Consider the following 22113-nt stretch of genomic DNA (forward strand, 5'->3'; position numbering starts at 1 on the left):
CAATCCGAACCTCATCTAGGAGCTCACGATGGCCGACGTGGCCTTCGTCGTCACCACGATCGCGGTGTTCGCGCTGGTGGCCCTCGTCGCCAAGGGGGTGACGAAGCTGTGACCGCCGAGGCTGTATTCATCGGCGGCGTCGGCTTCGTGGTGTCCGCCGCCCTGCCGGGCCCTCTCGTCCTCGCCTCCGGGCGCCAGGGGGTGTCGCTGTGACCGCCGAGAACATCGTCGGCCTTGTCGTGGCCGTCGCCCTGCTGGGCTATCTCATCCTCGCCCTCGTTTTCCCGGAGAGGTTCTGAGCACCGATATGAGCCCCGTCCTCGCCGGCGTGCTCCAGCTGCTCGCTCTCATAGCGGCACTGGCACTCGCCTACCGTCCCCTCGGCGACTACATGGCCAAGGTCTACTCCTCCGACAAGCACCTGCGCGTCGAGAAGTGGATCTACAAGGGCATCGGCGCCAACCCGAACACGGAGATGCGCTGGCCCGCCTACCTGCGCGGCGTCCTCGCCTTCTCGGCGGTCAGCGTCCTCTTCCTCTACTTGCTGCAGCGCATCCAGGGCAGCCTGCCCGGCTCGCTCGGCTTCTCCTCGATCGACCCGGACCAGGCGTTCAACACCGCCGCGTCCTTCGTGACGAACACCAACTGGCAGTCGTACTACGGCGAGCAGGCCATGGGCCACGTCGTGCAGACCGCCGGTCTGGCCGTCCAGAACTTCGTCTCCGCGGCCGTCGGCATCGCGGTGGCCGTCGCGCTGGTGCGCGGCTTCTCCCGCTCCCGCACCGGTGAGCTCGGCAACTTCTGGGCCGACCTGGTGCGTGGCACGATCCGCATCCTGCTCCCCATCTCGGTGATCGCCGCGATCGTGCTCGTCGCGTGCGGCGCGATCCAGAACTTCTCCGGCATCCACTCGGTCGGCCAGTTCTTCGGCGACTCGCAGCAGTGGAACGGCGGCGCGGTCGCCTCGCAGGAGGCCATCAAGGAGGTCGGCACCAACGGTGGCGGTTACTTCAACGCCAACAGTGCCCACCCCTTCGAGAACCCCACCCCGTTCACGAACCTCTTCGAGATCTTCCTGCTGCTGGTCATCCCGTTCTCGCTGACCCGCACCTTCGGCCGCATGGTCGGCAGCCTCAAGCAGGGCTACGCGATCCTCGCGACGATGGCGACCATCTGGGTCGGATTCATCGCCCTGATGATGTGGACCGAGTTCAACCACCACGGCCCGGCGTTCGACATCGCCGGCGGGGCGCTGGAGGGCAAGGAGACCCGCTTCGGTGTCGGCGCCTCGTCGATCTTCGCGGTCTCCACGACGCTCACCTCGACCGGCGCGGTGGACTCCTTCCACTCCTCGTTCACCGGACTCGGCGGCGGCATCACCATGCTGGGCATGCAGCTCGGTGAGATCGCGCCCGGTGGTACCGGATCCGGCCTCTACGGCATGCTGATCATGGCGATCATCGCGGTGTTCATCGCCGGTCTGATGGTCGGCCGCACCCCCGAGTACCTGGGCAAGAAGATCGGCACCCGCGAGATCAAGTTCGCGGCCTGCTACATCCTCATCACCCCGGCGCTGGTGCTCATCTTCACCGCCGCGGCGATGGCCCTGCCCACCCCGGGCCACTCGATGACCAACAGCGGGGCGCACGGCTTCTCCGAGATCCTTTACGCCTACACCTCGGGCGCCAACAACAACGGCTCGGCCTTCGCGGGTCTGAACGCGGACACGCAGTGGTTCAACAGCACCATCGGTATCGCGATGCTGCTCGGCCGCTTCCTGCCGATGGTGTTCGTGCTGGCCCTGGCCGGCTCGCTCGCCGAGCAGAAGCCGGTCCCGGCGACCGCGGGCACCCTGCGCACCGAGAAGCCGCTGTTCACCGGCCTCCTCGTGGGCGCGATCCTGATCATCACCGGTCTGACCTACTTCCCGGCCCTGGCGCTGGGTCCGCTGGCCGAGGGGCTGGCGTCATGACCACTCGTACAGAGAAGCAAGAGGACGAGATGTCCACAGCCACTCCGACCCGGGCGCCGCACAGCGATGTGCCGACCGGCCACAAGGACGAAAGCAAGGTCGGCGCCGGTCTGTTCGACCCGAAGCAGCTGCTCAAGTCGCTGCCGGACGCCTTCCGCAAGCTCGATCCGCGGGTGATGGTCAAGTCCCCCGTGATGTTCGTGGTCCTCGTCGGCTCCGTGCTGACGACGATCTTCTCCTTCAAGGACCCGAGCGACTGGTTCGGCTGGGCGATCAGTGCCTGGCTGTGGCTGACCGTGATCTTCGCCAACCTGGCGGAGGCGGTGGCCGAGGGCCGCGGCAAGGCGCAGGCGGACACCCTGCGCAAGGCCAAGACCGACACGGTGGCCCGTCGCCTCGCCTCGGACGGCAAGACCGAGGAGCAGGTGCCCGGCACCGAGCTGCGCGTCGGCGACCTGGTCGTCTGCGAGGCGGGCGACATCATCCCCGGCGACGGTGACGTCGTCGAGGGCGTGGCGTCCGTGGACGAGTCGGCCATCACGGGTGAGTCGGCTCCGGTCATCCGCGAGTCCGGCGGCGACCGCTCGGCCGTCACCGGCGGTACGAAGGTCCTCTCCGACCGCATCGTCATCAAGATCACGACGAAGCCGGGCGAGACCTTCATCGACCGGATGATCGCCCTGGTCGAGGGCGCGGCCCGGCAGAAGACGCCCAACGAGATCGCGCTGAACATTCTCCTCGCGTCCCTCACGATCGTCTTCCTGCTCGCCGTCGCCACCCTGCCGCCGTTCGCGGACTACGCGGGTACGCATCTGACGATGGTCGTGCTGGTGGCGTTGCTCGTCTGCCTGATCCCGACCACCATCGGCGCGCTGCTCTCCGCGATCGGTATCGCGGGCATGGACCGGCTGGTGCAGCGGAACGTACTCGCCATGTCCGGCAGGGCAGTTGAGGCGGCGGGCGACGTATCGACCCTCCTCCTCGACAAGACCGGCACCATCACCCTCGGCAACCGCCAGGCCTCCGAGTTCGTGCCGGTGACCGGCACCACCGAGGCCGAGGTCGCCGACGCCGCCCAGCTCTCCTCGCTGGCCGACGAGACGCCCGAGGGCCGCTCCATCGTCGTCCTGGCGAAGGAGAAGTACGGGCTGCGTGAGCGGCACCAGGGCGAGCTGGCGCACGCCGAGTGGATCGCCTTCACCGCGCAGACCCGTATGTCGGGTGTGGACGTCGACGGGCGCAAGATCCGCAAGGGTGCGGCCGGTTCGGTCATCACCTGGGTCAAGGAGCAGGGCGGCACGGTCTCCGAGGACGCCGACACCCTCGCCAACCGGATCTCCGAGGCGGGCGGCACCCCGCTCCTCGTGGCCGTCGAGGACGACAAGGGCGCCCGCGTCCTGGGCGTCATCCACCTCAAGGACGTCGTCAAGGAAGGCATGCGCGAGCGGTTCGACGAGCTGCGCCGCATGGGCATCAAGACCGTCATGATCACGGGTGACAACCCGCTGACGGCCAAGGCGATCGCGGACGAGGCCGGCGTCGACGACTTCCTCGCGGAGGCGACTCCCGAGGACAAGATGGCGCTCATCAAGCGTGAGCAGGCGGGCGGCAAGCTCGTCGCGATGACCGGTGACGGCACGAACGACGCTCCCGCGCTGGCCCAGGCGGACGTGGGTGTGGCCATGAACACCGGTACCTCGGCCGCCAAGGAGGCCGGGAACATGGTGGACCTGGACTCCAACCCGACCAAGCTCATCGAGATCGTGGAGATCGGCAAGCAGTTGCTGATCACCCGTGGTGCGCTCACGACCTTCTCGATCGCCAACGACGTCGCGAAGTACTTCGCGATCATCCCGGCGCTGTTCGCGGTGGTCTACCCGGGCCTGGACAAGCTGAACATCATGCACCTGTCCTCGCCCGACTCCGCGATCCTGTCCGCGGTCATCTTCAACGCGCTGATCATCATCGCGCTGGTGCCGCTCGCCCTGCGGGGTGTGCAGTACCGGCCGATGAGCGCCGACAAGATGCTCCGCCGCAACCTCGGGATCTACGGCATCGGCGGACTGATCGCGCCCTTCATCGGCATCAAGATCATCGACCTGATCATCTCCCTCATCCCCGGAATCGGCTGATCCCATGAACAACTCGGTTACGAACACCGCCCGGTTGCTCTGGGCCGGCCTGCGCGCCCTGCTCGTGCTGACCCTGGTCACGGGCGTCATCTACCCGCTGGTCGTCACGGGCATCGCCCAGGGCCTCTTCTCCGACAAGGCGAACGGCTCGGAGATCAAGTCCAACGGCAAGGTCGTCGGCTCCTCTCTCATCGGTCAGGCCTACAACCTGCCGCTGAAGAAGGGTCAGGAGATTCCGGAGCCCGACCTGAAGTGGTTCCAGGGCCGTCCGCAGAACGGCCTCGGCACCAACGGCGTCAACACGCAGTACAAGCTGATCCTGTCCGGTGCCACCAACCGTTCCGGTGACAACACCGACCTGATCAAGTGGGTCAAGGACGCCAAGGCCGCGGTCATCAAGGACAACTCGACCCCGGACTACAAGGTCAAGGCCTCCGACGTGCCCGCCGAGGCGGTGACGTCCTCCGGCTCCGGCCTGGACCCGGACATCTCCCCGGACTACGCGGACATCCAGGTCCACCGGATCGCGGAGAAGAACAACCTGTCCGTCGCCCAGGTGCAGAAGCTGGTCGACGAGCACACCGACGGCCGCACCCTCGGCTTCATCGGTGAGCCCCGCGTCAACGTCCTCGAACTCAACATCGCGCTCAAGGAACTCGTGGCGAAGAGCTGATGGGCTTACGCGCACCACGCGGGAGTTGGCGGCCCGGGAGCGATCCCGGAATCGTCAACTCCCGCAGCCATGACGCCGGTTGCCCGCTCATCGGCACCGGCCCTCCGTGCAACCCTCTCTGCGACAGGAAAGGCCCACACCGATGACCCGGGTGCTGGTGGTGGAGGACGACCCACAGCTCGTACGGGCGCTCGTGATCAACATGCAGGCGCGGGGGTACGGAGTCGACGCCGCCCCCGACGGGGCCACCGCGCTCCGGCTCGCCGCCGCGCGCCGGCCCGACGTGGTCGTACTGGACCTGGGGCTGCCCGACATGGACGGCACGGACGTCATCAAGGCCCTGCGCGGCTGGACCCGCGTACCGATCCTGGTGCTGTCCGCGCGCCGGGCCTCCGACGAGAAGGTCGCCGCGCTCGACGCGGGCGCCGACGACTACATCACCAAGCCGTTCAGCATGAACGAGCTGCTGGCCCGGCTGCGCGCCGCCGTCCGCCGTACGGAGGCGGTGACGCTCGCCCCCGAGACCGTCATCGTCACCACGGACGGCTTCACCGTCGACCTGGCCGCAAAGAAGGCCACCCGCGACGGGCGCGACGTCCGCCTCACCCCGACCGAGTGGCATCTGCTGGAGATCCTGGTCTGCAACCCGGGCCGGCTCATCACACAGCGCCAGCTCCTCCAGGAGGTGTGGGGCGTCTCCTACGGAAACAAGACCAACTATCTGCGCGTTTACATGGCCCAGCTCAGGCGCAAACTGGAGGCGGATCCCTCCCACCCCCGTTATCTGATCACCGAGCCCGGCATGGGCTACCGCTTCGAGGCGTGAGGGTCTGAGAGACACCATGGGACGCGGCAAACTCCGGATCTACCTCGGTGCGGCACCGGGCGTCGGCAAGACATACGCGATGCTCTCCGAGGCACACCGCCGCGTCGAGCGGGGCACCGACTGCGTGGTCGCCTTCGTCGAGCACCACCACCGGCCGCGCACCGAGGTGATGCTGCACGGCCTTGAGCAGCTGCCGCGCATGGCGGCCGAGTTGGGAGCGCGGGACGGTGGACAGACCGCGTCCCTTGCCCGCCTCGTCGTGGGTGATCAGGCGGACGTCCAGGTCGGGACCCGACTCCCGGGCGACCGTCGCGCCGACGCCCGGACCGAAGGCGTACTGACCGTATCTTCGCGCCCTTCCAGCGCTACGGGGACTCCCCGCGCGGCGCGGGCGTCGGCCTCGGCCTCGCGGTCGCCCGCGGGTTCGCCGAGGCGATGGGCGGCACGCTCAACGTCGAGGACACCCCCGGCGGCGGGCTCACCATGGTCCTCACCCTGCGGGCGGCACCGGTCCTCCGGCCGCCGGACCGTACGGACCTTCCGGCGAGGTCCGTCAACTAGGGCGGGCGTGGCCGAGAGGTGTTCTCGCCCCCGCCGCCCCTACCCGTCCCATCCCGTTCCTGGGGCTCCGCCCCAGACCCCGTGGGTCGTTTGTCGGCTGCGGGCCGGTGGGGGCCGTTCGCGCAGTTCCCCGCGCCCCTAGAAGCGGGGCTGCGCCCCGCAATCCCCCGCCCGCCCCGGGTTCTTTTAGGGGCGCGGGGAACTGCGCAATCTTTTAGGGGGGCCTGGGGGCGCAGCCCCCAGGGATGGGACGGGTAGGGGCGGCGGGGGCGAAGAAACCAGCCGTACGGGGGTCATCGCAAGGTGAGCGGGGTTTCGGATTCGATGTGGGTCAGTTTCTCGGGGTTGCGGACGTAGTAGAGGCCGGTGATGCGGCCGTCCTCGACGCGGATCGCCATGACGCCGTCGACCTCCCCGTCCAGGTGTACGAGGAGTGCGGGGGTGCCGTTGACCATGGTGGGAGTGACGGTCATCGGGAGTTTGTTCTTGCCGATGCCACCGATCATGAAGCGGGCCACGTTCTCGGCGCCGCTGATCGGCCGCAGCGCGGCCCGCTTGATGCCGCCGCCGTCGCCCATCAGGACGACCTCGGGGGCGAGCACGTCAAGGAGGCCCTGTAGGTCCCCGGTGTCGAGTACGCGCCGGAAGGACTCCAGTGCCGCCCGGGTCTCGCCGGGGGAGACCGCCTCGCGGGGGCGGCGGGCATCGACGTGCCGGCGGGCGCGGTGGGCGATCTGGCGGACGGCCGCCGGGCTCTTGTCGACGGCGGCCGCGATCTCGTCGTAGCTGACGTCGAAGGCCTCGCGGAGCACGAAGACCGCGCGCTCGGTCGGCGACAGCGTCTCCAGGACGAGCATGAGCGCCATCGACACACTCTCGGCGAGCTCGACGTCCTCGGCCACGTCCGGCGCCGTGAGCATCGGCTCGGGCAGCCAGGGGCCGACATACGCCTCCTTGCGGCGCGTCATGGAGCGCAGCCGGTTGAGCGACTGCCGGGTCGTGATCCGGACCAGGTAGGCGCGCTGGTCCTGCACCTGGGCCAAGTCGACCTTGACCCACCGCAGCCAGGTCTCCTGGAGGACGTCTTCGGCGTCGACCGCCGATCCGAGCATCTCGTAGGCGACGGTGAAGAGCAGGTTGCGGTGGGCGACGAACGTCTCAGTCGCCGGGTCGGTGGGGTGGTCGCTCATTTCTCGACCCCTCTCCTTCGTGACCTGCCCTGGTTGCCTACGGTCTTCACGCGTCCCCCCACAGCAAGGTCCTTTTCGTTGGTAGCCGATGATCCTGTCCGACGCCGGTTCAGCGGTGGACAGCGGCCTCGCCGCGCTCGGCCGCCCGCAGCTGCTGCTGGCGCTTGTCGTCCTTGGCCCAGGCCCAGTTGAACGAACCGGGCTTGCTCGCCTCGTCGGCCAGCTGCTTGACCGTGCCCCAGCAAACGAGCTGCTTGAGCTTCGCACCAGGGCGACCGCCGACGTGGAGCCCCATCGCGGTGTCGTTCCTGTGGGCGAACTGGAAGATGCCGGCCCGACGGCCCAGGCTGATGCACTGGCCGACGAACCCCAGGGCGATGGGCGCGGGCTGCTCACCCGCGATCCGGTTGAGCACCGTGTCGGCGGCGTGCCCGCCCAGCGGGCCCGCGGCCTGGCAGCTCATCCGGAACGGCAGGTCCGACGGTGCCGCCGAGTCCCCGGCTGCGACGACGCGTACGTCGTCCACGCTCGTCAAGGTCTCGTCCGTGAGCAGGCGGCCCATGGCGTCGGTGCTCAGCCCGCTGCGCGCGGCCAGGTCCGGCACGCTGAACCCGGCGGTCCAGATGGTCACCTCGCTCGGCAGCTCGCGGCCGTCATCGAGCCGTACGGCATCGCGGGTCACCGCCGTCACCTTCGCGCCGGGACCTTGGAGCACGGTCACACCGAGTCCGGCGAGCCGCTTGGCCACCGAGCGTCGGCCCCGCGGGTGCAGGTACGGGCCGAGTACCCCGCCGCAGACCAGGGTCACGCGGCGGCCCCCTTCCGCCAGCTCGGCGGCGGTCTCGATGCCGGTCGGACCGGCTCCGACAACCGTCACCGCGGCCGTGGCGGGCGCGGCGTCGAGGACGGGCCGCAGCCGCCGCGCCTCCTCCAGGCCGGCGATCGGGTAAGCGAACTCGGCCGCTCCGGGCACGCGCGGGTCGGCGCTGCCACTGCCCACCGCGTAGATCAGGTAGTCGTAGCCGACCGTGCCGCCGGTCGCGAGTGTCACGCCGCGCTCGGCCACGTCGATCCGTGTCACGGTGTCGACCACCAACCGGACGCTCTCGGCCAGGACCTCCCGGTAGTCGACGACCGCGTCGTGGGACCCGCCCACCAGTTGGTGCAGGCGGATCCGCTCGACGAAGGCCGGGCGCGGGTTGATCAGCGTCACGGTCACGTCGTCGCGCTGCGTCAGGCGATTGGCGGCCATGACGCCGGCGTATCCGCCGCCGATGACGACCACATCGGTGTTCTGAGTCACGGTGTCTCCTTCGTTTCAAGGCGTTCGGCCTCAAGACACCGGCTGAGCGGTCGTTGTGACAGCACGACCGGAATTATTTTTCGTCCTGCCCGGGACAAGGGCGGCGGGGGCGTTCAGGTCTGCGGCAGGACGAGCCGGAACGTGCAGCCCTTGCCCGGGGCGGTGTCCAGTTCCAGGCGGCCGGCGTGGCCCTGGGCGATCGCGGCGGCGATGGCGAGGCCGAGGCCGCTGCCGCCCTGGCTGCGGGAACGGGCCGGGTCGACGCGGTAGAAGCGTTCGAAGACGCGCTGGGCGTCCTCGGGGGCCAGGCCAGGGCCTTCGTCGGCGATCTCCAGTACCGCGACGGGGGTGCCGTACAGGAGGGGCGGGGAAGCGCTGGTGAGGCCGGGGGTGTCCACACCGCCCGTGGCAGGACCCGCCAGGCCCGTTCCCACGCGTACGTGGACGGGGGTGCCCGGGGGAGTGTGGGTCCGTGCGTTGGAGATCAGGTTCTCGACGACCTGCCGCAGCCGGTGCGGATCGCCGGCGGTCTCCACCAGTTCCAGTTCCGCTTCCGCCACCTCTGGAGAAAGGGGATCGAGGGTGATCGCGCGGTCGGGGGCGCCCAGGGCGGCGGCGCTCACGGCGTCGGCGGCCAGGGACAGGAGGTCGACCGGGTCCCGGCGGTAGGAGGGTTCCTGGTCGAGTTGGGCGAGCAGTTGGAGGTCGTCGACGAGCAGGCTCATGCGTTCGGCGTTCTGGGCGATCAGCCGGTTCGCCTCGCGTCGGCCCTCGGTGGACTGCTGCTCGTGGCGCAGCGCCAGTTCGGCGAAGCCCTGGATCGTGGTCAGCGGCGTACGCAGTTCATGGCCGGCGTCCGCGACGAACCGGCGCAGTCTGGCTTCGGAGGTCTCGCGTTCGCGCAGGGCGCCCTGGAGCTGTTCGAGCATGGTGTTCAGGACCCGGCCGAGCCGCCCGGTCTCGGTGCGCCCGTCGGTGTCGGGCAGCCGCAGGTCGAGGTTGCCGTCGGTGATGTCCTCGGCGGTGCGCTCCATCCGGGTCAGTGGGAGGAGCCCCAGCCGGACGACCCAGCGGCCGAGCAGGACGACACAGGCGATGGTGAGGGCGAGCAGGACGCCGTCCACCAGGAGGATCTTGGAGGTGGCGCCGTCCACGGTGTACATGGGCAGCGCGACGACCGACTTCATGCCGTCGGGGCCGTCCCGCAGGACGACCCGCCAGTGGCCGTCGCCCGTGGTGGCGGGCACGGTCGTGGGCCGTCCCGCCGTCAGAGCGAGGTCGCCGGCCGAGGACGCCAGTTCGGGTTCCGACCGCTGCGGGTCGCCGAGCGAGGCGCTCAGGAGGTGGCCGTCGGCGTCGTAGAAGAAGATCCGGAAGGCGGAGGGCAGCGCCCCGGGCGTGGTGAACCTGCTGGGGAACCCCGCCTCGCTCACCGCGTCCGAGTACGCCTTGCGGTGCGTCTGGAAGTGGGTGAGCTGGTCGTCGAGGCTGTCCATCAGCCAGGACCGCAGCACGACGAAGCCGACGACCTCGGCGGCCAGCACCGCGGTGGTGGCGACGACGGTGATGCCGAGGACGAGCCGGCGCCGCAGGCCCGCCGGACGAGTACGGCGCCGCCCGAAGAGCCGTGCGAACGGACGCCGTTTCACCGGTCGGCGGCCCGGTCCTGGCCGGGGACGCGCGGCAGCCGCAGGCAGTAGCCGATCCCGCGGACCGTGTGGATCAGCGGCGGCTCGACGCAGTCGATCTTCTTGCGCAGGTACTTCACATACGTCTCGACTATGCGGGCGTCACCGGCGAAGTCGTAGCCCCACACATGCTGCACGATCTGGGTCCGGCTCAGCACCCGGTTGGCGTTGGTCATGAGGTAGCCGAGCAGCTGGAACTCGGTGGGGGAGAGCGGAACGTACCGGTCCGCGCGGTGCACCTCGTGCGCGACCTCGTCGAACCGGAGGTCGGCGAAGAGCAGGATGCGGTTGTCGTCCGGATCGCCGGACGGCTGCTCCTCCACGCCGGTGCGGCGCAGGATCGCCTGGATCCGCAGCAGCACCTCTTCGAGGCTGAAGGGCTTGGTGACGTAGTCGTCGCCGCCGGACCGCAGCCCGGCGATGCGGTCGGACAGATCGGTGCGCGCGGTCAGGAACAGTACGGGGGTGTCCTTGCCGGCCGCCCGCATCGCCCGGGTCACCTCGAAGCCGTCCAGGTCGGGCAGCATCACGTCGAGGAGCACCAGATCGGGGCCGAACCGCTCCATCTCCCGCAGGGCGGCCGCCCCGGAGTCCGCGCTGCTCACGTCGTACCCGGTGAGCCGCAGCGTCGACTCCAGCAGGGCGCGGATGCTCGCCTCGTCCTCCACGATGAGGAGCTTGTGCGGGGGCGTGGAGTGCTCGGCCATGGCGCAGACTCTCTCCCGCGCACATGAGGAGCGGCTGGGAGAAACCTGGGGGTTTTCTGAGAGCGGCCCATGTGAAGGCCCCGGGCTCCTCCACTGTGGGAGCCCGGGGCCGCCCCGTGTATGACTGAGACCTGGCTCTGACCTGGCTCCACGAGGTGCCCCGCAGATTAGGGGCGGCCCGTGGGAGACCCCGGGAAGAATGCTGGGAGATCCATGTGGATCGGCGCTGGGACCAACTGGTCTCGGGCGGCGAAGTGTTGAGCGTGGACAGTGAGTACGTGCGCGTGCGTGCGCAGTCGGCGGCGGAAAAACTCTTCGCGCGCCGGGCGGCACTGAATGAACACTGAACGGCATGACCGATCTCATCGATCTCAGGGAACCGCCGGGTCTCGTCCTGCCGACGGCGGCGGTGCGGGACTCGTATCTGGCCGGTGAGCGGGCCGATTGTGTGGCGGAGGGACGGAGTACGGAGTGGCTCGGCCCGGCGGGCGACGACTTCGAGGCCTTCGCGGAGGAGAGACGCGGCGTGCGGGTCCGTTGGGGCGTCCCTTCCTCCGTGTTCTGGTACGTCTCCGGTGCGCACTACCTCGGCACGCTGGTCGTCCGGCACAGCCTGACACCGGAGCTGGCCGAGGCCGGCGGCCATGTCGGCTACCACGTCGTCAGGCCGTGGCGCCGGCAGGGCCACGCGACGAGGATGCTCGCGGCCGGGCTCGTCGAGTGCCGCCGGCTGGGCCTCGACCGCGTCCTGCTGACCTGCGACGCCGGCAACGAACCGTCACGCCGGGTCATCCAGTCCAACGGTGGCGTCCCCGACGGCCGGGCCCACGGCGAGGACCGCTACTGGATCAGCCTCGCTTGACGGTGGTGAGTACAGCCGTGTGGTCCGGGCCGTCCATGCCGGCGTGATGGGGGCCGTGGTGCGCGATGCCCACCAGTTCCAGGAACGCGTGCAGGTCTTGGGTGGCCGCGACGGTGGACAGCACTGTGAGGCCGAGGACCGCCGTGGTGGCGAGGACGAGTCCGGGGCGGCGGGCGAGCGGTGGGGCGAGGAGGGCGGCGACGCGGCGGGGGACCGGGCCCGCGCCGGCGAGCGGGTTGCGGCGGCCGAGGAAGCCGCGGAAGCCGAGGGTGGCGGGGCGCAGGGGTGACAGCGAACCATGCGCGGCCAAGGCCGCCTTGCCCACCGCGCGGGCCACCCGCCTGCGGTCGCCGGTGGCGCGGACGGCCTGTTCGTCGGCCCAGCGTTCCACGGTGTAGGTGACGGCGGTGGCGAGGGGGCGGAGCAGGGGGTTGGCGGCGGCGCCCAGGCCGGCGAGGGCGACGAAGGCGTAGTGGTGGGCGGCGAGATGGGCGCGCTCGTGGGCCAGCAGGATGTCGTGCTCCGACGTGTCCAGGGTGCGCAGCATGCCGGTGGAGACGACGACGCGGCCGGGCAGTCCGGGCAGCGCGTACGCGTCCGGCGTCTCGTCCTCGACGATGACCAGGCCGTCGTGCGTGGGCATGCACGCGGCGTCCCAGAAGGCGGAGGCGAGGGACCTCGCGCGGCGCCAGAGCATACGGCCCGCGGTGAACAGCGCGCCGCCGAGCAGCAGTCCGGCGAGGAGCGCGACGGGCGGTTCGGCGGGGTCGTTGATCTGCGCGGTGCGGGCCGACCAGTGGCCGAGAGCGGCGAGGAGCGGGACGCCGGTCAGGCCGGTGATCGCCAGCAGTCCCAGGGAGATGGTGGTCGCCGTGCCGAGTATCAGCGCGCAGGCGGTGAGCAGCCAGGTGGCCAGGCGGGGGTCGCAGCGTTCGGAGAGCGGGCGCGCGCCGAACGGGACGAGCACGGACAGCAGCAGCGGGAGATAGACGGCGATGCGCATCCGGGCGGGCCCCTCTACCGGTCGTTGTCCGCGTCGGGCCCCAGCAGCTGGCGCAGCAGGTCCGCGTCCGTGTCGGACAGGCTGTCGGCGAACCGCGCCAGCACCGCCTCGCGGTCGGAGCGCTCCTCCAGGACGGTGCGCATCCGGCGGGCGGCGAACCCGGGGTCGTCGGTGACGGGCTTGTAGGCGTAGGCCCGCCCGCGCCGGGTGCGGTGGAGCAGCTGCTTGGTGTGCATGCGGGTGAGGATCGTGACCACACTGCTGTACGTCAGCTCGCCGCCGAGGAGTTCGGCGACCTCGCCCGGGGTCAGCGCGTCCTCGGCCCCCTGGAGCAGCCCGAGGATCTCGGTCTCCCGCTCGCCGTTGGCCCGCTTCGGGCCCCGCGCCTGTGCATCGCCGCTCATGGGGTTTGTCGTTCCCTCGCCCATCTTCTACAGTCGTGTAGAACTTCTACGGCGGTGTAAATGCTGCCGTGGTCCGAGTCTGCCATGCGCGCGTGCCCGGGGGAAAGCTCCGCCCCCCTCCCGGACGGGCGCCGGGATCAACCCCGTACTCCCGGGCGGCCCACAGGAACTGCGGCGACCCCGCACCCCTGCCGCGACCGCACGTTCCACCACGCGCCGCCGCGTCCTCGCCGGCCGACCGCTCCCGTTCACCCCGCCCCGCCACGCTCCTGCCGACCGCCCGCTCCGCTTACTACGCCCCGCCGCGCCCGCATCACTTCGGAGGCTGATCTGCTGTGCCGTACCTCGACAACCCGGCGGACGGACAGCCGGGCGCGCCGTCCGCGGTGGATCTGGGCGGCCCGGGCCCCCGGCGGATCACCGTCATCTCCGCGAGCATGGGAGCCGGGCACGACGGCGCCGCGACCGAACTCACCCGCCACCTCACGGCGTTGGGCTTCCTCGTCGACCGGCACGACTTCCTCGATCTGCTGCCCGCCGGGATCGGGAAGCTGCTCTGCGGCGCCTACCTCCGGTTGCTGACCTGGGCCCCCACCGGCTACCAGCGCATCTACGTCGCCACCGAGCACGACCGGAGACCGGGCCCGGCCGTACGGGTCCTGCTGCGCGGTGCGCGCCGCCGCACCCTGGCCACCGTCACCCCCGAGACCCGCGCGGTCGTGTCGACGTACCCCGGAGCCAGCCAGGTCCTCGGCGCGCTGCGGCTGCGCGGCGGGCTCGGGATACCGGCCCTGACCTACCTCACCGACTTCTCCGTCCACTCCCTGTGGGTGGCGCCCGGCATCGACGCGCACCTCGCCGCACACGCGATACCCGCCGCCCAGGCGCACGAGCAGGGCGCCGCGGGCGTCACCGTGACCGGGCCCCTGACCGACCCGCGCTTCACCCCCGCCACCGAGGACGACCGGCGCGCCGCCCGCGCCCGCTTCGGCCTGCCCGAGGACGCGCCGCTGGCCCTGCTCGTCGCCGGTTCGTGGGGCGTCGGCCCGGTGCGGGAGGCCGCCGCCGAGATCCGCGACACCGGGGCCGCGCTGCCCGTCGTGGTGTGCGGACGCAACCACGTCCTCGCCGAACGGCTCCGCGCGGACGGCGTCACCCATGTCCACGAGTGGGTCGACGACATGCCCGGCCTCATGCACGCCTGCGACGTCCTCGTTCAGAACGCGGGCGGCCTCACCTCCCTGGAGGCGCTCGCCAGCGGCCTCCCGGTCGTCAGCTACCGCTGCATCCCCGGCCACGGCCAGACCAACGCCGCCGCGCTGGAGGAGGCGGGCCTCGCCCCCTGGATCCGCGAACCCGGCCGACTGGCGCCGACACTGACCCAACTCCTGCACGGCCCACACCGCCAGGCCCAGCGCGCGGCCGGTCTCGCCCTGTACACCTCCGCCGCGTCCGGCCCCGCCCAGACCGTCGCGGCGCTGGCCCGACGGCCGCTGCCCGTCGTGCGCCCGCTGTCCGTCGTACGCCCGCTGTCCGTCGTACGGCCGGGGGTGCGGGGGCGTACGGTCGCGGTGCCGTCCGAGGCGCTGGATCTCCTGGCCGCCGCCGTACCGTCCGAGGCGCCGGGCCTCCCGCTCGCCGGGTTGCCCGGGCCGTCGCGCCGGCCGTCCGCCGTGCGGCGTGCGATACCGGGGCTTCCGGCCGCCGTGCGGTCCGCGGCATCGGTGCTCCCCGGCGCGGTACGGGCCGCGGCGCCGGGTCGCCCCGCCGTCGTACGGTCCGCGGTGACGGCACCCCGGCAGAACCGGCGGCGGATGATCCTGATGGCCGTCGCCGTGGCCGCCACCGTCTCGCTGGGCATCGGCGCCCCGCTCGCCGACGCCTACGGCGAAGCCCCCGGCCACCGCCTCGGGGCACTCACCCACTACTTGGAGGACGACGACCGATGAGGGCGGACGAGATGGGGGCGGAAGTGATAGGGGCGGCGGACCGGCTCGCCCGCGCCGCGCGGTGGGCCGGGGCGGTGGCCCTGCCCGTGCTCGCCGCCGTGCACGCCGCGCCGGTGATCTCCACCTTCGGCCCGCTGCGCAACCGGGCCATGCCCCGGCTCGCCGGACGCGGCCGCGCCGACCACGTCGCCCTCACCTTCGACGACGGTCCCGACCCGCTGTCCACCCCGCACTTCCTGCGACTGCTGGACGCCCGCGGTGTCCGCGCGACCTTCTTCCTCCTCGGCTCCATGCTCCACCGCGCACCGGGCCTGGCCAGGGAACTGTCCGCCGAGGGCCACGAGATCGGCATCCACGGCTGGCACCACCGGCCCCTGTTGCTGCGCGGCCCCGGTGCCACGTACGACGACATCGCCCGCGCCCATGACGCCGTCGCCGACGTCACCGGCCGGCCGCCCACGCTGTTCCGGCCCCCGTACGGGGTGATGAACACCGCCGCCCATCTCGCCTGCCGCCGCCTCGGCCTGGCCCCCGTGCTGTGGACCGCCTGGGGCGAGGACTGGCGCGGACGGGCCACGCCGGAGTCGGTCCACCGCACCGTCACCCGCGACCTGTCCGGCGGCGGCACCATCCTGCTCCACGACTCCGACTGCACCTCCGCCCCCGGCTCCTGGCGGACCACCCTCGCCGCCCTGCCCCGCATCCTCGACACCTGCGAGACCCAGGGCTGGGGGATCGGCCCGCTGCGCGATCACGGCATCCCGGGCGTCCGTGCCTCCGTGGTTCAGACGAGGTGGGCGAAGACGACCAGGTTCTCGGTGTAGTCCTTCGCGGCATGGTCGTACTCACCGGCGCAGGTGATCAGCCGGACCTCGGCGTCGGAGGTGTCGGCGTACACCCGCTCGTCGGGGAAGTCGTCCTTCTCGAACGTCTCGGCACTGTCGACCACGAACGTGGCCTTGCGCCCGTCGGCCCTCTTGACGGTGAACTTGTCGCCCTTGTCCAGGTCGCTGAGTTCGGCGAACACGGCCGGGGACGTCGTCGTGTCGACGTGGCCGGCGATGATCGAGGTGCCCGCCTCGCCCGGGGACACGCCCTTGGCGTACCAGCCGACCAGGTTCGTGTCGCCGGCGGGCGGCGGTTGGAGCTTGCCCGCCGAGTTGATGGCGAGGTCGGTGAACGGGGCGTCCACCGAGATCTTCGGGATGAGCAGCCGCGTCGGCTTGGACCGCGGCAGAGGCTTTCCCCTCATACCGGTCCTACCGGCGGCTCGCTCGGCCGACGACGACGGCGCGGGCGCTGTTGCGGCATGGGGCTTGGCGTAGGAGTCGGACGTCTCGTCCTGGCCACCGAACAGGCTCATCGCCAGGATCAGGATTCCGGCGCACCACACCATCAACGGCACGCGGGGGCGAGAGCCCTGCCCCGGAGGCACGGACTTGGTTTCTGCGGGGGAGGGCAACCGGGCTGCCATCGGGCACCACCTCACTAGGACGGGGGAGCAGAGCGGGCACAGCGGGAATCAGGCACAGCGGGGAAAAGGCACAGCGGGAAACAGGCACATCGGAAAACAGGAAGACAACGCAGCAGGGAGAGAACAAGCAGGACGAGTGCCGGCCGGGCCGCCGCGCGGGGCGCGGGCGGCGGCCCGGGCTGCTATGTCGTCAGGCATGGGTCAGGACACTCCGCCCTCCGCGTTCCTGCGACGCACCGCGTACGCGCCGGCCGCACCGAGCGCCAGGACCGCCAGCCCACCGGCCGTGACACCCGGCGAGGCGAGCCCGCCGCCACCTGTGTGCATGCCGCCGCTGGGCCTGCCGTAGTCGGAGTCGTCCTTGCCGCCCTTGCTGTAGCCGGAGTCCGAGTCGTCGCCCTTGCCCTTGCCGCGGTCGGAGTCCGAAGAGTCCCTGTAGGTCTCCGGGTCGAACTTCTTGTCGCCGCCGTCGTCCTTGGACCAGTCGTCGCCCTTGATGGCGGTCAGCGCGCCGCCACCCGTGTGCATGCCACCGCTGGGCTTGCCGTAGCCGGAGTTCGAGTCGCCCTTGCCCTTGCCGTGGTCGGAGTCGTCGCCCTTGCCCTTGCCGTGATCGGAGCCCGAGTCGTCGTCGCCCTTGCCGTGGTCGGAGTCGTCTCCCTTGCCGCGGCCGGAGTCGTCGCCCTTGCCGGAGTCGTCGCCCTTGCCGGAGTCGTCGTCGCCCTTGGTCCAGTCGTCGCCGTTCACGAACGTGAGCGCGCCGCCGCCGGTGTGCATGCCGCCGCTGGGCTTGCTGTAGCCGGAGTTCGAGTCGCCCTTGCCCTTGCCATGGTCGGAGTCGTCGCCCTTGCCCTTGCCGTGGTCGGAGTCGTCGCCCTTGCCCTTGCCATGGTCGGAGTCGTCGCCCTTGCCCTTGCCGTGATCGGAGCCCGAGTCGTCGTCGCCCTTGCCGTGGTCGGAGTCGTCGCCCTTGCCGGAGTCGTCGTCCCCCTTGGTCCAGTCGTCGCCCTTGATGGCGGTCAGCGCGCCGCCACCCGTGTGCATACCGCCGTTCGGCTTGCCTTGGTCGCTGTCCTTGCCGTGGTCGCTGTCCTTGTCGTACCCCTTGCTGTAGGAAGAGTCATCGTCACCGCCCCTGTCGCCCGCCGTCGCGGCGTAGGCGCCGGGAGCGGCGATCGCGAGGGCGGCCGTAGCCGTCGCGGTGGCGAGGAGCATGCGGGCAGATCGCATCGTCGGAGTCCTTCCGTCGCAGCCGGGCTGCTGATACCGCATCAGCTCAAGAGAACCCGACCCCGACGTGATCCACCGTCAGCCCGTCCCGCCCCGCGCACCACTCGAGCCGCGCACCTGGTGCACCACTGACGTCACACTCACTCGGCCGTCCCTCGCCCGCCCGGGGGCCGTCAGATCCCTTCTGACCTGGTGTTTCGCCATAGCTCAGCAGTCGCTTCCCGGGCCTGCGCCACGCCGTGGGCGCAACCCGATCGGTCGCGACACGACTGCCGCACGAGGGAGCGTCAGGTCCGTCTGGAGTAAGGGGAGTCGCGCCCTTCCCCGAACCTCTCCGAACGCGACGCCGACGGCGGGCGCCGGAGGCGGTCAGGACGTGGGTCGCGGGCTGCCGTTCGTCAGCTCCCGGGCGTCGAGCGGCAGCCGCAGGCCGATGCGGCGGTGCACGGTGACGAGTTCGCTCCGCAGGGGCGAGGGCGGAACGGCCAGGACGGGGCAGCCGGCGTGCGCGACGCAGTACCGGGCGACGGAGGGGAACAGGGCGCGGCGCATCCGGCCGCGGCACCCAGCGCCGACCACCAGGAGGTCGTCGGCCCGGTCGGCGGTCACCACCAGCGCCCGCCCGGGCGAACCCCGGACGACCAGGCCCTGGAAGGGAACCCCGGGCCCCGACTCGCCGAACGCCGCACGCAGCGCGGTGCGCAGCCGCTCGCCGGCCTCGCGCCGGAAGTCGACGACCGGGGACGCGTACATCGCGCGCCGGTGGGCGAGTTCACCGCCGGGCGGCTGCCAGGCGAGCACGGCCAGCAGCTCGGCACCGCCGCGCCGGGCCTCGTACGCGCCCCGGTGCAGCGCCGCGAGGCTCTCCAGCGAACCGCTCACCCCGGCCACGACACGCCGCCGCTCACCCTCGCCCATCGCGTGCCCACCCCTTGTCGTACGCCCCTGACGATGTCCGCCTCCCATGGAAGCGGCCGAGGGGGCGGCGGGCCGTGGTGCTGACGTTCGTCTGACGGCGCGGAGCCGGTTCATGACGTTCCCCTGACGCCGGGACACGGGCGTTGACGTCGCCCTTACGCCTTCCTGGCACACTGGCTGGCCGCACCCCGCTCAAGGAGTACCGCATGTCGATGGTCGACAACCTGCGCAAAGTCGCCCGTCTGGCACGGGGGCGGGGACGCCGGGTGGACCTCAGCCACCCAGCCCGCTCCCCGCTCGGCTCCACGGTAGTCAACTGCGTCATCTACCGCGACGGCAAGCGCCAGGAGGCCGAGCCCAGCATCGAGGAGTCCGTCGCCCGGGTCCGCGGACGCGGCGGTCACGGCTTCGTCTGGCTGGGGCTGCACGAACCCACCGAGACGGAGTTCGCGCGGGTCGCCGAACTGTTCGGGCTGCACCCGATCGCCGTCGAGGACGCGGTCCACGCCCACCAGCGGCCGAAGGTCGAGCAGTACGGCGACGTCCTGTTCGCCGTCTTCAAGTCGGTGACCTACGTCGAACACGCCGAACTCACCGAGACCAGCGAGGTCGTCGACACCGGCGAGATCATGGTCTTCGCGGGCCCCGACTTCGTGGTGACCGTACGGCACGGACGGCACGGTTCCCTCGGCCCGCTGCGGGAGGGCCTCGAAGCCGATCCGAGTCAGCTGGCCAGGGGCCCGGTCGCGGTGCTGCACGCCATCGCCGACCATGTCGTCGACGAGTACCTGACCGTCACCGACGCCGTCCAGAACGACCTGGAGCAGGTGGAGACGGACGTCTTCTCACCCCGCAGCCCCCGCAGCGCGGACGCAGGCCGCATCTACCAGCTCAAGCGCGAACTCCTGGAACTCAAGCGGGCGGTGGCACCCCTGGCCCGCCCTCTCCAGCTGCTGGCCACCGAGCCGCCGCGCGCGATCGCCCCCGAGATACAGGCGTACTTCCGCGACGTCGCAGGCAACCTGGCCCGCGTCACCGAGCAGCTGGGCGCCTTCGACGCCCTGCTCGACTCCATCCTCCAGGCTCACCTCGCCCAGGTGAGCGTCGCCCAGAACGAGGACATGCGGAAGATCACCGCGTGGGCCGCGATCATCGCCGTACCGACCATGGTCTGCGGCCTCTACGGCATGAACTTCGACCACATGCCCGAACTCCACTGGCGCTACGGCTACCCGCTCGCCCTCGCGGTCATCGCGACGGCCTCCTTCGTCATCCACCGAGGGTTCAAGAGGAACGGCTGGCTGTGACCTCCCGAGAGATCCGCATCCCCCTCGACGAGGCCGTCACGGTCCTCCAGGACCTGAACGAGTTCGTCGTCTCCCTCGACCGGCTCGGATCCCGCATGGCGTCCGGAACCGCCGACGAGCACACCGTCGGCACCTTCGTCCTCGACTGGGATGTCGCCCGGCGGCTGTCCCGCGCCCGGCGCTTCATCAGCGTCGCGCTGGACGCGCAGCTGAGCGAGGAAGAGAACGCGGAGATCGACGCCCTGTGCGACGAGGGCCGCTTCTACGGCGACGAGAGCGAGCGTTGAGCGGGATCGGGACCGGGACCGGGACCGGGATCGAGACCGGGCCGGCGGTCCTGTGGGCCGGTCAGCCGTTCTTGCGGGCCACTCCGCCGTAGATACCGATCGGCGGGGCGTCGCGCTCCGGGGGCTCGTCGGGGCGCCAGTCCGGGACCGGGACCAGGCCCGGGGCGACGAGGGTGAAGTCGCCGAAGAAGTCCAGGACCCGATCGTGGGGACGGAGGTTCAGGGTGGCGGTGGCCTTGTTGTAGACGGACGCCGCGTCCTCGCGACGGTCCTCGTGGATGTCGCCCGTCGCGTGCGACAGGACGAGGTAGGAGCCGGTGGGCAGCGCGTCGCGGAGGGTGGCGACGATGGCGTCCGGGTCCTCCGCGTCGGAGAGGAAGTGCACGACGGCCACCAGCAGCAGCGCCACCGGCCGGTCGAAGTCGATGGCCTTGCGCACCTCGGGGTGGTCGAGGAGGGCGCGGGGATCGCGCAGATCGGCCAGGACGACGGAGGTGTGGGCGCTGTCGGTGCCGTCGGCGCTGTCCATGAGAGCCGCCGCGTGGGCGCTGACGATCGGGTCGTTGTCGACGTAGACGACGCGGGTCCCGGGAGCGATGGCGTGCGCGATCTGGTGCACGTTGGGCTCGGTGGGCAGGCCCGTGCCCACGTCGAGGATCTGCCGGATGCCGCCCTCCGCGACGACGTGCCGGACGGCGCGGTGCATGAAGCGGCGGTTGGCGCGGACGCCGTCCCGGACCTCCGGTGCCACCTTGATGAACTGCTCGGCGGCTTCCCGGTCGACCTCGTAGTTGTCCTTCCCGCCGAGGAAGTAGTCGTACATCCGGGCCGGGTGGGGTTTGCTCGTGTCGATCGCCAATGGCCGGGCGTCACTGCCGCCGCTGCCGTCACTGCCGTCACCGCGGGGAGAGGTCATGGTGCCTGGCTCCGTCCTGGACTCGTGTCGGGATCAGGGCCAGACCAGGCAGTACGGCTGATGCCCCGCCTCATGCAGACGATGGCTGAAATCCTGCCACTCGTGGAGGAGCTGGTAGACGTTGAAGGCGTCCCGGGGGCCGCCCCGGTCCGGCACGGTGGACCAGATGAAGGCGGCCGCGCCGACGGCCTCCTCGCCGATGCCGCGCAGGGGGTCCACGACGGTCATGGGGAGCTTGACCACGGCGTAGTCGGGGTGGAGGACGACCAGTTCGAGCGGGGGCACCTTGTGGAGGGGGACGCCTTCTATGCCGGTGAGGACCATCGCGGCCATCGTCTCCGGCTTGATCTTGGTGAACATACCGTTCATGCCGAGCTCGTCGCCGCCGAGTTCCTCGGGGCGCATGGAGATCGGGACACGGGCCGCCGTCGCTCCGTCCGGCGCGCCGAAGTATTTGTACGTCACCCCCACCCGGCCACCATTCCCGCTCCCCGCCCGCAGCCGGTCGACCGTGCGGTCGAGCCGCTCGGCGTCACCACCCTGCGATCCTTGTGTCTGTCCGGCCCGGGTCTCGGCCGCTTCCTCCGCCTCGCGCCGGTGCTTGCCCCGCCGGGCACGCCGAGGACCGAGGCCATCGGTCCCCTCGCCCAGTCCGCCACCGCGATGCATATCTCCACCCGACTGCTTTTCTAAGGCGCGCGACCCCCGCCA

The 22113-nt window shown here is 71.0% G+C and carries 22 protein-coding genes and 2 pseudogenes; 13 read left to right on the top strand and 11 right to left on the bottom strand.

The window, feature by feature from the left end; genetic code table 11:
* Nucleotides 1-209 precede the first annotated feature (209 nt).
* The 7 genes and pseudogenes from kdpF to AB5J50_RS28885 form a co-directional block, all read left to right on the top strand.
* Nucleotides 210-299, top strand: a complete 90-nt coding sequence (gene kdpF / locus AB5J50_RS28855) for a K(+)-transporting ATPase subunit F (protein WP_043188605.1) — start codon at nt 210-212, stop codon at nt 297-299.
* Nucleotides 300-307: 8 nt separating this feature from the next.
* Entirely contained in the window at nt 308-1972 is a 1665-nt protein-coding gene (gene kdpA, locus AB5J50_RS28860) for a potassium-transporting ATPase subunit KdpA (RefSeq protein ID WP_369261132.1), read from the top strand.
* Nucleotides 1969-4104, top strand: coding sequence for a potassium-transporting ATPase subunit KdpB (gene kdpB, locus AB5J50_RS28865; protein ID WP_369261133.1), 2136 nt, complete (start codon nt 1969-1971; stop codon nt 4102-4104). Before kdpA ends, kdpB begins: the two co-directional genes overlap by 4 nt.
* A gap of 4 nt (nt 4105-4108) precedes the next feature.
* Entirely contained in the window at nt 4109-4777 is a 669-nt protein-coding gene (locus AB5J50_RS28870) for a potassium-transporting ATPase subunit C (protein WP_369261134.1), read from the top strand.
* Between the two features lie 142 nt (nt 4778-4919).
* Nucleotides 4920-5603 carry a response regulator gene (locus tag AB5J50_RS28875; protein ID WP_369261135.1) on the top strand — a complete coding sequence of 228 codons (684 nt, stop codon included), beginning with the start codon at nt 4920-4922 and terminating at the stop codon, nt 5601-5603.
* A 16-nt stretch (nt 5604-5619) separates the two neighbouring features.
* A pseudogene (locus AB5J50_RS28880) lies at nt 5620-5802 on the top strand (sensor histidine kinase KdpD); the annotation flags it as partial.
* 140 nt (nt 5803-5942) lie between these two features.
* Nucleotides 5943-6164, top strand: a pseudogene (locus AB5J50_RS28885) (sensor histidine kinase); the annotation flags it as partial.
* A 293-nt stretch (nt 6165-6457) separates the two neighbouring features.
* Here AB5J50_RS28885 and AB5J50_RS28890 read toward each other — a convergent pair.
* From AB5J50_RS28890 to AB5J50_RS28905, 4 genes are all read right to left on the bottom strand, one after another.
* Complete coding sequence (locus AB5J50_RS28890; protein WP_369261136.1) at nt 6458-7354, bottom strand: RNA polymerase sigma-70 factor; 897 nt, start codon at nt 7352-7354, stop codon at nt 6458-6460.
* Nucleotides 7355-7463: 109 nt separating this feature from the next.
* Nucleotides 7464-8657 carry an NAD(P)/FAD-dependent oxidoreductase gene (locus AB5J50_RS28895; RefSeq protein WP_369261137.1) on the bottom strand — a complete coding sequence of 398 codons (1194 nt, stop codon included), beginning with the start codon at nt 8655-8657 and terminating at the stop codon, nt 7464-7466.
* A 113-nt stretch (nt 8658-8770) separates the two neighbouring features.
* Nucleotides 8771-10306 (bottom strand): sensor histidine kinase, encoded by a 1536-nt coding sequence (locus tag AB5J50_RS28900; protein ID WP_369261138.1) that lies wholly within the window; start codon nt 10304-10306, stop codon nt 8771-8773.
* Complete coding sequence (locus AB5J50_RS28905) at nt 10303-11052, bottom strand: response regulator transcription factor (RefSeq protein WP_369261139.1); 750 nt, start codon at nt 11050-11052, stop codon at nt 10303-10305. The genes AB5J50_RS28900 and AB5J50_RS28905 overlap by 4 nt, the downstream gene beginning before the upstream one ends.
* Nucleotides 11053-11267: 215 nt before the next feature.
* Between AB5J50_RS28905 and AB5J50_RS28910 the strand changes: the two genes are divergently transcribed.
* Nucleotides 11268-11399, top strand: a complete 132-nt coding sequence (locus AB5J50_RS28910) for a hypothetical protein (protein WP_369261140.1) — start codon at nt 11268-11270, stop codon at nt 11397-11399.
* Between the two features lie 5 nt (nt 11400-11404).
* Nucleotides 11405-11914: a GNAT family N-acetyltransferase gene (locus tag AB5J50_RS28915; protein WP_369261141.1), complete on the top strand. Its 510-nt coding sequence runs from the start codon at nt 11405-11407 to the stop codon at nt 11912-11914.
* Here AB5J50_RS28915 and AB5J50_RS28920 read toward each other — a convergent pair.
* Nucleotides 11901-12917: a M56 family metallopeptidase gene (locus tag AB5J50_RS28920; RefSeq protein ID WP_369261142.1), complete on the bottom strand. Its 1017-nt coding sequence runs from the start codon at nt 12915-12917 to the stop codon at nt 11901-11903. The genes AB5J50_RS28915 and AB5J50_RS28920 overlap by 14 nt on opposite strands.
* Nucleotides 12918-12931: 14 nt before the next feature.
* Complete coding sequence (locus tag AB5J50_RS28925) at nt 12932-13321, bottom strand: BlaI/MecI/CopY family transcriptional regulator (RefSeq protein WP_327430720.1); 390 nt, start codon at nt 13319-13321, stop codon at nt 12932-12934.
* 335 nt (nt 13322-13656) lie between these two features.
* Here AB5J50_RS28925 and AB5J50_RS28930 point away from each other — a divergent pair, with 335 nt between their 5' ends.
* Nucleotides 13657-15270 (top strand): glycosyltransferase, encoded by a 1614-nt coding sequence (locus AB5J50_RS28930; RefSeq protein ID WP_369261143.1) that lies wholly within the window; start codon nt 13657-13659, stop codon nt 15268-15270.
* Nucleotides 15267-16094 carry a polysaccharide deacetylase family protein gene (locus AB5J50_RS28935; protein ID WP_369261144.1) on the top strand — a complete coding sequence of 276 codons (828 nt, stop codon included), beginning with the start codon at nt 15267-15269 and terminating at the stop codon, nt 16092-16094. The genes AB5J50_RS28930 and AB5J50_RS28935 overlap by 4 nt, the downstream gene beginning before the upstream one ends.
* On the opposite strand, the gene AB5J50_RS28940 is transcribed toward AB5J50_RS28935, so the two are convergent.
* The 3 genes from AB5J50_RS28940 to AB5J50_RS28950 form a co-directional block, all read right to left on the bottom strand.
* Nucleotides 16055-16744, bottom strand: coding sequence for a class F sortase (locus tag AB5J50_RS28940; RefSeq protein ID WP_369261145.1), 690 nt, complete (start codon nt 16742-16744; stop codon nt 16055-16057). The genes AB5J50_RS28935 and AB5J50_RS28940 overlap by 40 nt on opposite strands.
* 201 nt (nt 16745-16945) lie before the next feature.
* Nucleotides 16946-17974: a hypothetical protein gene (locus AB5J50_RS28945; protein WP_369261146.1), complete on the bottom strand. Its 1029-nt coding sequence runs from the start codon at nt 17972-17974 to the stop codon at nt 16946-16948.
* Nucleotides 17975-18343: 369 nt separating this feature from the next.
* Nucleotides 18344-18892, bottom strand: a complete 549-nt coding sequence (locus AB5J50_RS28950) for a universal stress protein (RefSeq protein ID WP_369261147.1) — start codon at nt 18890-18892, stop codon at nt 18344-18346.
* Between the two features lie 206 nt (nt 18893-19098).
* On the opposite strand from AB5J50_RS28950, the gene AB5J50_RS28955 reads away from it, so the two are divergent.
* Both AB5J50_RS28955 and AB5J50_RS28960 read left to right on the top strand, forming a co-directional pair.
* Nucleotides 19099-20199 carry a magnesium and cobalt transport protein CorA gene (locus AB5J50_RS28955; protein WP_369261148.1) on the top strand — a complete coding sequence of 367 codons (1101 nt, stop codon included), beginning with the start codon at nt 19099-19101 and terminating at the stop codon, nt 20197-20199.
* Nucleotides 20196-20486, top strand: coding sequence for a hypothetical protein (locus AB5J50_RS28960; protein ID WP_369261149.1), 291 nt, complete (start codon nt 20196-20198; stop codon nt 20484-20486). Before AB5J50_RS28955 ends, AB5J50_RS28960 begins: the two co-directional genes overlap by 4 nt.
* 61 nt (nt 20487-20547) lie before the next feature.
* On the opposite strand, the gene AB5J50_RS28965 is transcribed toward AB5J50_RS28960, so the two are convergent.
* Together AB5J50_RS28965 and AB5J50_RS28970 are read right to left on the bottom strand one after the other, a co-directional pair.
* Nucleotides 20548-21402, bottom strand: coding sequence for an SAM-dependent methyltransferase (locus AB5J50_RS28965; RefSeq protein WP_369261150.1), 855 nt, complete (start codon nt 21400-21402; stop codon nt 20548-20550).
* A 33-nt stretch (nt 21403-21435) separates the two neighbouring features.
* Nucleotides 21436-22071 (bottom strand): hypothetical protein, encoded by a 636-nt coding sequence (locus tag AB5J50_RS28970; protein ID WP_327430728.1) that lies wholly within the window; start codon nt 22069-22071, stop codon nt 21436-21438.
* Nucleotides 22072-22113 lie beyond the last annotated feature (42 nt).

Source organism: Streptomyces sp. R35, from assembly GCF_041053035.1.
GTDB lineage: Bacteria > Actinomycetota > Actinomycetes > Streptomycetales > Streptomycetaceae > Streptomyces > Streptomyces lutosisoli.

What these genes read in the sequence shown, in the direction of transcription:
- kdpA (WP_369261132.1), top strand. Translation starts at nt 308, where the DNA reads ATGAGCCCCGTCCTCGCCGGCGTGCTCCAGCTGCTCGCTCTCATAGCG.
- kdpB (WP_369261133.1), top strand. Translation starts at nt 1,969, where the DNA reads ATGACCACTCGTACAGAGAAGCAAGAGGACGAGATGTCCACAGCCACT.
- AB5J50_RS28870 (WP_369261134.1), top strand. Translation starts at nt 4,109, where the DNA reads ATGAACAACTCGGTTACGAACACCGCCCGGTTGCTCTGGGCCGGCCTG.
- AB5J50_RS28875 (WP_369261135.1), top strand. Translation starts at nt 4,920, where the DNA reads ATGACCCGGGTGCTGGTGGTGGAGGACGACCCACAGCTCGTACGGGCG.
- AB5J50_RS28890 (WP_369261136.1), bottom strand. Translation starts at nt 7,354, where the DNA reads ATGAGCGACCACCCCACCGACCCGGCGACTGAGACGTTCGTCGCCCAC.
- AB5J50_RS28905 (WP_369261139.1), bottom strand. Translation starts at nt 11,052, where the DNA reads ATGGCCGAGCACTCCACGCCCCCGCACAAGCTCCTCATCGTGGAGGAC.
- AB5J50_RS28915 (WP_369261141.1), top strand. Translation starts at nt 11,405, where the DNA reads ATGACCGATCTCATCGATCTCAGGGAACCGCCGGGTCTCGTCCTGCCG.
- AB5J50_RS28920 (WP_369261142.1), bottom strand. Translation starts at nt 12,917, where the DNA reads ATGCGCATCGCCGTCTATCTCCCGCTGCTGCTGTCCGTGCTCGTCCCG.
- AB5J50_RS28925 (WP_327430720.1), bottom strand. Translation starts at nt 13,321, where the DNA reads ATGAGCGGCGATGCACAGGCGCGGGGCCCGAAGCGGGCCAACGGCGAG.
- AB5J50_RS28935 (WP_369261144.1), top strand. Translation starts at nt 15,267, where the DNA reads ATGAGGGCGGACGAGATGGGGGCGGAAGTGATAGGGGCGGCGGACCGG.
- AB5J50_RS28940 (WP_369261145.1), bottom strand. Translation starts at nt 16,744, where the DNA reads ATGGCAGCCCGGTTGCCCTCCCCCGCAGAAACCAAGTCCGTGCCTCCG.
- AB5J50_RS28945 (WP_369261146.1), bottom strand. Translation starts at nt 17,974, where the DNA reads ATGCGATCTGCCCGCATGCTCCTCGCCACCGCGACGGCTACGGCCGCC.
- AB5J50_RS28950 (WP_369261147.1), bottom strand. Translation starts at nt 18,892, where the DNA reads ATGGGCGAGGGTGAGCGGCGGCGTGTCGTGGCCGGGGTGAGCGGTTCG.
- AB5J50_RS28955 (WP_369261148.1), top strand. Translation starts at nt 19,099, where the DNA reads ATGTCGATGGTCGACAACCTGCGCAAAGTCGCCCGTCTGGCACGGGGG.
- AB5J50_RS28965 (WP_369261150.1), bottom strand. Translation starts at nt 21,402, where the DNA reads ATGACCTCTCCCCGCGGTGACGGCAGTGACGGCAGCGGCGGCAGTGAC.
- AB5J50_RS28970 (WP_327430728.1), bottom strand. Translation starts at nt 22,071, where the DNA reads ATGCATCGCGGTGGCGGACTGGGCGAGGGGACCGATGGCCTCGGTCCT.